Raw genomic sequence first — 12,719 nt, forward strand, 5'->3', positions numbered from 1 at the left:
GATCTTAAAGGCTGATTATTGCAGGAGTATGTAAATCCTGCTTCAAAAATATTTTGAAGTGCTAAGCAGGGAAAAAGATAATTGGACGAAGTGACATAGTGCTGTCCCACATGCACATGGCGTCGGTTTCCGCCGCTGATTAGCATCAGCACATACACATAAAAAATTGTCTAAAAATGACTTCTCCAAAATCAGACACCTTATCAGAAATTTTGAGCGCTTTATTGAAGTGGTTGATGAGTGGCATTGCATCGTTACTTTCAATCATGGCATTTGCAGATGATCAGCTACTTGCTTCACAAGCATTAGCAAGTTATACAGATCAAAACAGTTGGCAGGAAATTCAGCACTATCTACCCAAAGAATACCATTTAGACGAAACGCAGCGACCCAAAGAAGAGTGGTGGAACTGGCAAGGTCATACTGTTCACTTAGATACTTATCGGAATCCACAGGCAAAAGTGAAGGTGATTCTGTTTCATGGTGTGGGAACAAATGGTCGACAAATGTCGATGATTTTGGGTTATCCTTTAGCACAACGTGGCTATGAAACTATCGCTATTGATATGCCCGGTTATGGCCTCACCCAAGTCAAAAAGGGCTCAAAAATTCGTTATGATGATTGGGTTCAAGCAGGTAATGACCTCATTGAAGCCGAGCTACAAAAAGATCATCGTCCTATCGTTTTGTATGGGCTTAGTGCAGGTGGTATGTTGACCTATCACGTGGCGGCAAAAAATAAAAAGGTGAAAGGTATCGTCGGTATGACCTTTCTAGACACTTCAAATAAAACTGTGCGTGATCAAGTCTCTTTGAATAAATTTATGAGCCGCGTGGGCAGCCCACTGGCTCATGTGACAGCACATACACCATTTTCAGCATTGCCAATGCCGATGCGGTGGGTAAGTAAAATGCATCGCTTGGTGAATAATGACGCAGCATTGCAGGTCTTTTTAAAAGATAAAACGTCAGCTGGGAATAGTGTATCGGTTAAATTTCTAGATTCGTATTTATATTATAAAAATGACACGCCACCGGAGCAGTTTGATGTCTGCCCAATTTTACTAACGCAGCCTGAACAAGACCGCTGGACGCCTTTGGCTTTAAGTCAGCCATTTTTAGCACGGATTCACCAAGTTCCAGTCGATGTCGTGCTGTTGAAAAATGCAGGACATTATCCTTTGGAACAGCCGGGACTTGAGCAAATGGTCAATGCAATAGATGCGTTTTATCAAAAAGTCACGCAATAATCTGTTGAAAGCGTGATGCGTAATTCATACCAACATAGATATAAAAAAACCGCCAGAAGGCGGTTTTTTTATTGGGACTTTATCGTGGAAATATTTAAGCAAAATGACCATGTTGAAAATCATAAAATGCCTGACGTATTTCATCTTCAGTATTCATGACGAATGGTCCATGTGCCGCAATCGGTTCATTTAAAGCTTCGCCACTTAAAATAAGCAGTTTGGTTGCTTCAAAAGATTTAAGTTTCAAGGACGATACTTGGTCACTCACATATAAAGTCTGTTTCGCATCAAAGCGTTGACCTTCAATTTCGATCGCCCCACTTAATACAAAAATCATGTTATTCCACTGTGGGTTGAATGAAAATTCCTGTTCAGCATTTGCATTCAAGCGCACATCCAATACATTCATCGGGCTAAAGGTTTCAGCGGCGCCCAATGTATCTTCAAATTGGCCAGCAATGACGCGTACCACGCCAGCATTTTGTGCAAGTTTAACTTCAGCAATATTGGCTTTAGTCAGTTCTTGATAGCGAGGTTCAGTCATTTTCGCATGACGAGGTAAATTGACCCAAAGTTGTACCATGTCTAAATTTCCGCCTGTTTTGGTAAAATCTTTAGAATGATGTTCTTCATGCATAATGCCTCGACCCGCAGTCATCCATTGCACTTCGTCTTTGGCAATGCTGCCGTGATTTCCTTTGGAGTCAAAATGCTCCAATTCTCCTTCATAAACAATGGTTACTGTTTCAAACCCACGATGTGGATGTGACCCAACACCACGTTGATGATGACTTGGAGAGAAATGATATTGGCCGGTATAGCCCATAACGAGGAATGGACTGGTTTGATTGCCCATTTCTTGCATAGGGAGCATAGAGTTTGTTGGGAAGCCATCGCCCACCCAAGTCCTACGATCACTATGATAAACACGTTTGATTGAATTCATAATTCAGCCCTCAATTTATTGCTTCTGAGATCTATTATTGAGGTATAGTGAGGGAATGACAGGGCGAAAAACTCAACAGATTATTCTAAAAATGAAACAATCATGCAAAATTTAAATGACTATTACTATTTCGTGCAAGTGGTGAAATACCAAGGTTATACCAAAGCCAGTGAAGCATTGGGTATTACAAAATCTAAACTATCACGCCGTATCACAGAATTAGAGACCCGTTTGGGGGTGCGTCTGATTCAGCGTAATACGCGTAAATTTACAGTAACTGAAATAGGACAACAGTTCTATTTACACTGCTTAAAAATTTTAGAGGAAGTCAGCGAAACGGAAAACTTTGTGCTCAGTACGTTGAACGATCAACTCTGTGGCCAAATTAAAATCTCTTGTCCTGTGGCTTTGGTGGAAATGCCTGTTGCAAAAATGGTCACCGATTTTATGCAGCAATATCCAGACATCAGTGTGCATCTGATAGCGACCAATCATCGGGTTGATGTCATTGAGGAAGGTGTAGATTTAGCCATTCGTGTGCGTAACATGCCTTTATTGGATAGTGATTTGATCGTTCGAGATTTAGATGCTTGGGATCATGTTTTGGTGGCATCGCCACAACTTTTCTTCGAGCGTGAAATACCACAGCAATTGGCTGAGATTCAAAATTTTCCGTGTATAGGTTTTGACCGTCCTAAACATTTTTGGGATTTCCGACATCGTGAAAAAAGTGAAACTCAACAAATTGAATTTCATCCACGCTTAAGAACTGACAGTTTTAGTGCGATGATTTCGGCTGCTCTTTCTGGCGTGGGAATCGCTTCTTTGCCCAAAGTGTTTGTACGTGATGCTTTAAAAAGTGGTGAGTTAATTGAACTGTTTCCTGAATGGCAATTGCCGCAAGGGGTCATCCATGTTGCCTACGTAACACGACAAGGTATGCTGCCGGGTGTGCGTGCGATGTTAGACCATTTGATTTCAGGTTTTAAGGCCTTAGATATAGATCATCCGTAATTTGAGCAGTGTTCTTATTGTTTTAATATTTTAATTATTTGGGGTTATTGCTCAAACACGGATTTTACAGGGGTATTTATTTTTTATTGTTGGCATGAAGTTCAACATCAGTATGGTCGTCCTCCTGCTAGGCTAATTCGCTTTAATAAGCGGCGTTGGTCTGAAGGGAAAGGGCGGCGTGAGTGTAAAGTGGCTTGGTTATCCCAAAACACAATGTCACCTTCTTCCCATTGATGTTCATATCGAAACTCAGGTTTCAATAAATGTTCACGTAAAGATGCAATCAATTCACTGCCTGACTGATCATCATAATGAACCAATTCCACTTCAGACCGTTCATTTAACCACAGCCCTTTACGGCCACTTTCTGGATGGGTACGTACAAGCGGATGTGGATAGGCATGTCCAACAATCGGTTGGTCTTTGAAACGGTAAAGCGGTGTAGCGCCATATCCCGTTGTGCCTTTATTATTTTTGGCACGGACAAATGGGTTATAGGTAATGAGTTGAAGTTGGTCTAAGTGTTTTTGTGTCGCTTCATCTAAAGCTTCATAGGCTTTAATGGTGTTATACCATGAGGTTTGTCCACCGTCTTGCGGTAGTTCAATGGCATAGAGTAATGAACCAAAAGATGGCAGCGGAGTCCACTGATGGTCTGCATGCGCAGCCAATTCACCATGTCCAGTGTAGTCACCTTTGCCGACTGCATTTGACACAGGTACCACGTCTGGTGGTGTACCGGTATCATCTTGTGACGCTAACACTGGAATATCTGCACCGGGACGGAAGATTGAACCGAAGTAGCTTGCAAACGCGAGATACTGTAAATCATCTAGACTTTGATGTTTGAAAATTAAAATCAAGTGTTCTGCCAGCGCTTGTTTTAAACGATAGATGGTTTCCCCAGACTGTGCTTTACGCGCATCTAAACCATAAACCACAGCCCCCAAAGCTTGGTCATGTTGCGCTTCAATACGAATTTCATTGCCATCTTGAAATTGTTCTGCTTGATGCCAACGTGGAGCATCATGGATGGCTTGCGAAAGTTGAGTTAATGCGGTCATTTCATAAGTTCTCAATTTGTTCTTTATTGAGACTTAATCTATGGAAGAAAGCACAGGATGGAAAATTAAAAAATAAGCTAAGTTTATGAAAAAACGTATTATTAATACTAATATGCTGAAAATGCAGCTTTTATTGAATCGTGTAGAAAATAGCTAAAAAACTGCTGTTGTAGTGTTGATAAAACAGCAGTTTGGGTCGGAATTAAGATTTCAATACGTTTTTAATGCGCACAAAACGCTTGGTTAAAGTATTCAAATAATTCAGGTGTTTGGCTCCATAAGCCGATGGATAAGGCTAACAAGGCCAGAATACTGATAGCAATACTGAGTCTGAACCATAATGTTGAATTAGTCATGAATGACACTTTCCTCATTAACCATGAAATGAACCAATACCCCAAAAATACTCAGGACAATCGAAAAAATCCAAATGGCATTATAGTTACCGGTTATGTCGTGGTTCACACCACCCAACCAGCCACCAAAAAATGAACCGACTTGGTGAGTAAAGAACACGATACCACTCAGCATACTGAGATATTTAACGCCAAACATATTGGCCACAATACCGTTGGTGAGTGGTACGGTAGAAAGCCATAATAGACCCATAATGACGCCAAAAGCATAGATTGTCCATGTGCTTAAAGGCAGCAAAAGAAAGGCAATAATGGCAATACCACGTAATCCATACAGTCCCATCAACAGCTTTGGTTTGGAATATTTGCCACCGAGCCAACCAGCTGTGTAGGTGCCGACAATATTAAACAGTCCAACGAGCGCTAGGAAAATAGTGCCCGTAGTGGCATTAAAGCCATGATCGATTAAATATCCCGGAAGATGGATGCCAATAAACACCACTTGGAAGCCACAGACGAAGAAACCGAGTGCTAGAAACCAAAAGGGTTTATGCTCCCAAGCCAATTGCAAAATTTGTTTAAAAGTCAGAGAGGCTTCATGCGTATTAGTTGCATTTGGTGCAACATACATTGGTGCTTTTAGCATCCAAGCTAAAGGAATAATAAGCGCAATTAAAATGGCGCTGACCACCAAAGCCGAAGACCAACCCAATTTTTGCAGTAGCAGTAATGTAGAGGGCAGCATAATGAACTGACCAAAAGAACCTGCGGCACTGGCAATACCCATGGCTAAACTACGTTTGTCTGGATGCGCTGCACGTCCTACGGCCGAGAGTAATACTGGAAATGAAGTGGCCGAGAGAGCCAAACCTAGGATTAAACCTGCGCTTAAATTAAGCAGTAAACCGGTGGAGCTGACGGCCATGAGTAATAGTCCGAGGGCATATAATGCACCACCGACGGCGACCACGATCTTACTGCCATATTTATCTGCAAAAGCCCCAGTAATTGGCTGCACAGCACCCCAAATTAAGTTTTGCATGGCAATGGCAAGGCTAAATACGTTATGTCCCCAACCGAATTCATCACTCATCGGCACGAGATAGAGGCCAAATGCATGACGCACCCCTAAAGACAATGCCAAAATAATAGCACTGCCGATGAGCATGTAAATCAGGGGCTTTGAGAAACGAGTATCAGACATACAGCAGTCTACATTTTTTAAATTTAATCCAATGGTATTCGAATAAACGCAGAGTTGCGATTAAATTTAATTCACCAAACAATAAATTTTTTTTATAGGTAACTATGGATGAATAAAGGAAATTGCCTCAGCATAAATTCAAAAGTGTTTAAAAGAGATTGAAAAGATATCTCAGAATAAAAGACCATATATAGCCTAATAAAAAAGACGGCTGTAGCCGTCTTTTTTATATTCAGGTTATTAATTAGAAACGCATACCGATACCTGCATATGCAAGGATCGGGTTTACTTCAATATCCGCTTTAGATTTGATCAGTTCGCCGTGTGTCGCATCTGTAACGGTAATGGTTGTTTCATTTTGAAGGTGTGCATAGCTAACAGAACCAACAGCAAACCATTTATCATTGAAATCATAAGTGAAGCCCACCGTCGCAACCGGAGCAAATACATCAGTTGCCTCTAAATCAACTTTTGGATTAGCCTTACTTGGCTTTCCTTCTAAAGAGGCGCCTGCATTACCTTCTTTAATGTTAGCAATCATGTGACCTGCGGCAATCAAATCTTTCTCAATTTGTGGATTCATTTCCAATTCATTGAAGTAGGCATACATCACGCCTAGACCCACATAGGGACGGAATTTATTGACGCCAGTTTTACCAAAGTGATATTGGATTTCAGCAGCCGGAGTCCATGCACGTGCAGAAGCTGCGGCACCATGTGCACCTAAGTCGGTAATGAAAATATCGTTTTCAAGTTCAAGATTTCCCAGTGCACCGCCTAGTGGTTTTGCAATGGCAGAAAATGGTGCATAAATTTTCCCTGAGCCTTGTAAATCAACTTTTGGCGGAATACCCGCTTTCATTTCTAGTGATACATTGTCAGTGAAGAAATAGTTGGTCATGATCCCAAGCGTGGTGACGTCGTCTGCTTCAAGACCTGTCCCTGGATTGTCCCATTGTTCAAGCCCTGAAATCGTGGCTTTACCACTCATTGAAGCAGGAACGGTGTCTAAAAGATCTAGTGCACCTGCTAGCAGTGGAGGGACTTTGTATCCTTCTCGAATATTGTCTTTTACTGTTTGTGTTTTAACATCACCGACTTCTGCCTCATAGCCTTCATTGATGGCAGTATTTACACGAAATGGCTGCGCTTTACCTTGTGGCATAACATGTAAGGCACCAACAGAGACAGAAAAACGTTTGAAGCCATCGCCATCTTTTAAACTAAAATATGGTGAGTCTGCATGACTGAGCATAGGTAGGGCTGCCATAGAAGCAGCAATGCACAATACACTTTTTTTCATTTGAAAGGACTCCATGTCCGTAAATTGATAATAATTTTTCTAAGTGCCCATTATTCAAAATTAGTGCGTAAAAAATGTTATAGAAAACAAGAATAAACGTAATAGTCCTGTAACATTTTTGATGATTTGTATTATTTGAGGGCTTTAAGTAGGTATTTGTGTAAAAAAATCTTACTTTTTTGAAATTTTGAAATGATTCTATCTCTTTGTAAATATTCAATATTTATTGACATAAGTGACAGTGTATTGGTTGAATTGGGTCAATAAAATAGTTTAAAACGACCATATTCAAAGCACTTTTTTGTGCTGTTGTCCTCTATAGATATAAAATTCATAGCTGATCAGTGAGTCTTTATATGCCAATCGAGTCTAATCACTCAAAGCCTTTTACACCAAAACCATTTTTTTTGTACAATAGCGCCAGATTCAATTGAGTTATTCGTATGAGTACGCAAAACCCTCCCAAGAAAAAGGCTTTAGTCAATTTGCCTTTTCCGATTAAAAAAGCTGAAGATAATGCTTCGGATGAAATCTTTGAAGATATGCGTCCAAAACCTCAGCGTTATGCTGATCGTACTTGGATGCCACCACGCGGTACACGTCGTTCGATGGGTAAGCGTTAAAAGATTTAAATAAAAAAGCTATGGTTCAAACCATGGCTTTTTTATTGCAAATGATTGATGCTAATTGCGTATTTTAGACTGAATTCTACGGTCTTTATTGAGATAATACTTTTTTTTCTGACGATACATGTCAAGATCAGCACGTTTAAGCATATCTTCCATTCGCTCATTCAAAGTATTGGTGGCAGAACCAATTGATATACTCATCGGTTGATTTGAATAAAATTGGTTATCGACCAATAACAACTCATTCAAACTTTGTAAACAGTTTTGCAATGCTGCATCATCAGCACCCGGTAAAAGTATGACAAATTCATCACCGCCAATGCGCGAAGCAGAATAGGGCGTATGCTGAATAAGTTGGTTTAAAATGTTGCCCAGACGTCTGAGGATACTGTCACCAGCATCGTGCCCAATACTGTCATTGAGTTCTTTTAGTCCATTTAAATCAATAAAAATACAAGAAACAGGACGTAATTGATTGCGTTCGAGACGCTTGAGTTCTGCTATATAAAATGAACGATTATAGAGTTTGGTCAATACGTCGTGCTTACCTAAATACTCAAGATAATTTTCAGCCTTTTTACGTGCGGTAATATCGGTTAATGCAACCTGCACGGTGCTCCAGTCGTCGAGATAATCAGGAAATACAGTAAATTGTAGTAAGACGTGGCGAATACTGCCATCAAGTGCATAATTTATAGCTTCACGTTGATGATGTAGATTACCATTCCAAAGTTCAATCAGTTGTTCTTTAAATGTTTGAAGCATCTCTTTGGCAAATACTTTATGTACATTTTTGAGCAAGATTTCTTTGTCCGAAGCGCCAAACAAATCAAGGGTGGCCTGATTAACATCAACGATCAGTATTTCCTTAATACACTCTTGTACAAAATCGGGGTGAACATCCAAAAATGTCACAAAATCTTCTATACCTAAAGCGCGAAGCTGATCTAATTTTATTTTAATCCGGCTGAAATCTTCTACCCAAAGAGAGGTTGGCGAATAATGGAAACGCGCTTCCGCTAAATGACGACTTTGTTCTTGTAAACGGCAAGCTTCGGTATAAGACGTGATATCTTCAGTTGTAATTAAGACTGCTGATAAATCCTGCTCATGATTTGGTAGGACGATGCCTTTGAGTTGAATGTCTAAACGTTGCCCACTGAGTGTATAGTTTACGGCAGAATGGGAAAAATGTGTTTCCCCATTCCATAATGCAACCAATTCTCTAATATGTGTTTGACACATCTCCGCCTGAAAAACGAGATCAAGGTTTTGACATAAATGTTCAAAGTCACGCGCTTGATACAGTTCTAACGTTTTTGTGTTGACCTGTAAGATTTTTATTTTTCTTGCACATTGCAGAATACGTGATTCATCTTGTTGAAGAAAAGTGGAGAGATCCTGCACACCTTGCTGACGCCAGAGATCCAATTGTTTTTTGACTTCACTGTAATCTTCAAGCCACATGGCAATGGGGGATAGCTCAAAAAAAGGAGAATCTAGCATGTCTATTTTATGTGCTCGTCATTCTTTATAATAATGTCAGCAAGTAGTATAAGACGAAAAAAATGATATTAAAATAATGTGATATGTGAAATAAAATTTATTTTTAATGTGACCAATGTCGCTAAAAGTTGTTAATCCACCTTAGATAAAAAGCCAATTTAGACTTTGGCTTTTTTTGGGGGGAAATGAGGTGAAAATAGTCTTTAGCGGCTGGCTTTACGAGCTTTATTTTCAGGCTTTGGTGCAGCGATTTCACGTTCAGCTTTCCAAACATCAATGAAATCTTTTTCATTAATATTGTACAGTTCAAGTAGGGCTAAAATGACGCCGCCAAACATCATTGGGCCTTCTGAGTTGCTTTGAAACTCAAATATTTTCCCATTCAGGGCATGCAAAATATCTTCAATTTCAAAAATACGGTCACGACCATTGCTATCTGTCGGGTACATTTGGGTATTCAGCACAATTTTCGCAAGACTTTTTTCATTATCTGTTAAGGCCAGAACATCAACCAATTCATCTGCCGAAGGTGCAAAAATTACCGAGTCTTGAAAAATTGTATGTAGAAGTTTCGAAGTAAGTTTAGGTAAAGCTTTTTCAACGAAAGGACGGAATGAAATTGGAAAAATAACATTTCTGGAAATCCCCTTAAACATGGGAGCAATTTCTTCAACTTTATAGCCAGCGACACCACAGCCAATCGAAGTAATGAAATATTTGGTCTTCGGATGATTCTTGGTATAGATTTTAAAATCATCAACATAATGTTGAATCTGAGACAATGGCATTTGTTGTAAATGCTCATTCATTGTTGGAATAGCAAAACTTTGACCAGCCCATCCACGACCAATACCATTCATTGCACCAAAATGCTCTAGGGCAGTACGCGCTGCACCGCCAGTATGTTGACCTGCCATATTGCTGCCAAAAACAAAAATAGTATCTTCGGGTAGGTTTTTAACAATACTTTCGTCATGATATTGGTAAGTCATAAGTTTGATCTGTGGCGTCCTTTTGTTCATGTTGCAGGTGAAATTTATATAGGTCAAGTATCAATAAGGGATAAATGAACGCTTTATTCTTGAGTTTTTTTAGAGCCAAGAGTTTCCTCAAGAAAAACATGCGAAATCAGGCGAATTATTTTTCAAACATGAGAAAAATCTATGGGTTTATGTTGAATTATAATTTTACAGTCCGTACACGCCTCTGGTATTTACATAAATTTAGCGTTGTTTTGTGCAACTTTGCCCTCATAATAAAGCCATATAAAACTGTTGAAGAAGAGTGTGATGCAGGAACAGCCTTTTGAACTGGTAACACAATATCAGCCGGCAGGTGATCAGCCTCAAGCGATTGAGAAATTGGTGAAGGGGATTGAAAAAGGAATGCATGATCAGTTGCTCTTAGGGGTAACAGGTTCAGGTAAAACCTATACCATGGCAAATGTAATAGCACGCACGCAACGTCCAACAATTATTATGGCGCATAATAAAACTTTGGCTGCACAGCTTTATGGCGAGTTTAAAGCCTTTTTTCCGCATAATGCTGTGGAATATTTCGTTAGTTATTATGACTATTATCAGCCCGAAGCCTATGTGCCATCTTCAGATACCTTTATTGAAAAAGACTCATCGATTAATGATCACATTGACCAAATGCGTCTTTCGGCAACCCGAGCATTATTAGAACGTCGTGATGCAATTATTGTAGCGTCAGTTTCAGCCATTTATGGTCTAGGTGACCCGAATGCCTATATGAGTATGCTTTTGCATATCGTGGAAGGTGACCGTATCAGCCGTGATGACATCATTCGTCGTTTGGTGGAAATGCAATACACCCGAAATGAACTCGAATTCCTACGTGGCACATACCGTATCCGTGGTGAAATTATTGATATTTTCCCTGCAGAATCGGATCAAAATGCCATTCGTATCGAATTGTTTGATGACGAAGTTGATTCAGTTCGATGGTTTGATCCCTTGACGGGCAAGTTGGTCCGTAAAGTGCCACGTATTACGATTTATCCAAAGAGTCATTACGTGACGCCTAAAGATAACTTGCAGCGTGCAATTGGGACGATTCGTGAAGAACTCACAGACCGACTGGGGTTCTTTCGTGCAAATGATAAATTACTCGAAGCTCAACGTATCGAACAGCGCACACGTTATGATTTAGAGATGATGCAGCAGCTTGGCTATACCAACGGTATTGAAAACTACTCACGGCATTTGTCAGGTCGTCCTTCAGGTGAAGCACCGCCGACTTTGTTTGATTATGTACCTGATGATGCCTTATTGATCATCGATGAATCGCATGTGACTGTTCCGCAAATTGGGGCTATGTATAAAGGTGACCGTTCGCGTAAAGAAAACTTAGTGAATTATGGTTTCCGTTTACCAAGTGCGCTCGATAACCGACCAATGAAATTTGAAGAGTGGGAGCGGATTGTTCCGTCGACCATTTATGTTAGTGCAACCCCCGCACATTATGAAATTGAAAAATCTGAACAAGTCGTTGAGCAAGTGGTTCGACCTACAGGCTTGGTCGATCCTGAAATTGAAATACGTCCAGTCCTAACACAAGTGGATGATGTACTTTCAGAAATTAATAATCGTAAAGATTTAAATGAGCGTGTGTTAGTCACAACACTAACCAAACGCATGGCAGAAGATTTAACTTCGTATTTGAAAGAATACGGCATTAAAGTCGCTTATTTACATTCAGATATCGACACTGTTGAGCGCACTAAAATTATCCATGAATTGCGCTCGGGTGTGTACGATGCAATCGTTGGTATTAACTTACTGCGCGAAGGCTTAGATATGCCAGAAGTGTCTCTAGTCGCCATTTTAGATGCAGACAAAGAAGGCTTCTTACGTTCTGAGCGCTCTTTGATTCAAACCATCGGTCGTGCAGCGCGTAACTTAAATGGTAAAGCGATTTTATATGCAGATCGTATGACCGACTCCATGCAAAAAGCCATTGATGAAACGGATCGTCGTCGTAATTTACAGATCGCATTTAATCTTGAGCATGGCATTACGCCACGAAGTGCAGTGCGTCAAAACGTCAATGATATTGATACAGGTGAAGTGCTGACAGATGATGAAATCGATGCAAAAATTTCAGATCAGGCTAAGGCGTTAACTGCAGATGAACGTCATTTGATGTCTGATCCAAAACTTTTAGCAAAACATATGAACAAGCTGGAAAAAGAAATGCTGAAAGCATCGAAAGATTTGCAGTTTGAACAAGCTGCTCGATTACGTGATGAAATCTTGCGTTTAAAAGCACAGATGATTTCATAATTTTGTTAGACAAGATGCGGAATATTGTCTGAATTACATACATAATTCAGACAAGAAAATGATTTTTAGGGCAATTTTTTCCGCTAGAGTAAAAACACGAGAGAAAGAATTACTTAATTTTCATCGAATGTTTTGCATC

11 protein-coding genes are annotated in these 12,719 nt (G+C 40.0%); 4 read left to right on the plus strand and 7 right to left on the minus strand.

Annotated elements, in window-relative coordinates:
• Positions 1–266: 266 nt before the first annotated feature.
• Positions 267–1,250, plus strand: coding sequence for an alpha/beta hydrolase (locus FTU80_RS02580; RefSeq protein ID WP_257221413.1), 984 nt, complete (start codon positions 267–269; stop codon positions 1,248–1,250).
• A 94-nt stretch (positions 1,251–1,344) separates the two neighbouring features.
• On the opposite strand, the gene FTU80_RS02585 is transcribed toward FTU80_RS02580, so the two are convergent.
• Positions 1,345–2,196, minus strand: coding sequence for a pirin family protein (locus FTU80_RS02585; RefSeq protein ID WP_180084147.1), 852 nt, complete (start codon positions 2,194–2,196; stop codon positions 1,345–1,347).
• A 102-nt stretch (positions 2,197–2,298) separates the two neighbouring features.
• Between FTU80_RS02585 and FTU80_RS02590 the strand changes: the two genes are divergently transcribed.
• The gene (locus FTU80_RS02590) at positions 2,299–3,210 is read left to right on the plus strand and encodes a LysR substrate-binding domain-containing protein (RefSeq protein ID WP_180084148.1); all 912 of its coding nucleotides are present in this window, start codon (positions 2,299–2,301) and stop codon (positions 3,208–3,210) included.
• A 107-nt stretch (positions 3,211–3,317) separates the two neighbouring features.
• Here the strand turns inward: FTU80_RS02590 and FTU80_RS02595 are convergent, their stop codons facing one another.
• The 4 genes from FTU80_RS02595 to FTU80_RS02605 form a co-directional block, all read right to left on the minus strand.
• Positions 3,318–4,274: a TauD/TfdA family dioxygenase gene (locus tag FTU80_RS02595; RefSeq protein ID WP_078190229.1), complete on the minus strand. Its 957-nt coding sequence runs from the start codon at positions 4,272–4,274 to the stop codon at positions 3,318–3,320.
• Positions 4,275–4,495: 221 nt separating this feature from the next.
• Entirely contained in the window at positions 4,496–4,630 is a 135-nt protein-coding gene (locus FTU80_RS16365; RefSeq protein ID WP_257221407.1) for a hypothetical protein, read from the minus strand.
• Entirely contained in the window at positions 4,623–5,834 is a 1,212-nt protein-coding gene (locus FTU80_RS02600) for an MFS transporter (protein WP_078191884.1), read from the minus strand. The genes FTU80_RS16365 and FTU80_RS02600 overlap by 8 nt, the downstream gene beginning before the upstream one ends.
• A gap of 244 nt (positions 5,835–6,078) precedes the next feature.
• Positions 6,079–7,137, minus strand: coding sequence for an OmpW family protein (locus FTU80_RS02605; RefSeq protein WP_180084149.1), 1,059 nt, complete (start codon positions 7,135–7,137; stop codon positions 6,079–6,081).
• Between the two features lie 443 nt (positions 7,138–7,580).
• On the opposite strand from FTU80_RS02605, the gene FTU80_RS02610 reads away from it, so the two are divergent.
• On the plus strand, positions 7,581–7,760 hold the full coding sequence (locus FTU80_RS02610; protein ID WP_078190224.1) for a hypothetical protein: 180 nt from the start codon (positions 7,581–7,583) through the stop codon (positions 7,758–7,760).
• Between the two features lie 60 nt (positions 7,761–7,820).
• On the opposite strand, the gene FTU80_RS02615 is transcribed toward FTU80_RS02610, so the two are convergent.
• Together FTU80_RS02615 and FTU80_RS02620 are read right to left on the minus strand one after the other, a co-directional pair.
• The gene (locus FTU80_RS02615) at positions 7,821–9,278 is read right to left on the minus strand and encodes a sensor domain-containing diguanylate cyclase (protein WP_180084192.1); all 1,458 of its coding nucleotides are present in this window, start codon (positions 9,276–9,278) and stop codon (positions 7,821–7,823) included.
• Positions 9,279–9,475: 197 nt separating this feature from the next.
• A complete protein-coding gene (locus tag FTU80_RS02620; RefSeq protein WP_180023438.1) occupies positions 9,476–10,264 on the minus strand; it encodes a hypothetical protein in 789 nt (262 codons plus the stop codon).
• 294 nt (positions 10,265–10,558) lie between these two features.
• On the opposite strand from FTU80_RS02620, the gene uvrB reads away from it, so the two are divergent.
• Positions 10,559–12,580 carry an excinuclease ABC subunit UvrB gene (uvrB, locus tag FTU80_RS02625; RefSeq protein WP_180084150.1) on the plus strand — a complete coding sequence of 674 codons (2,022 nt, stop codon included), beginning with the start codon at positions 10,559–10,561 and terminating at the stop codon, positions 12,578–12,580.
• The last annotated feature ends 139 nt before the right edge of the window (positions 12,581–12,719 follow it).

Source organism: Acinetobacter sp. YH12145 (genome assembly GCF_013418335.1).
Lineage (GTDB): Bacteria > Pseudomonadota > Gammaproteobacteria > Pseudomonadales > Moraxellaceae > Acinetobacter > Acinetobacter amyesii.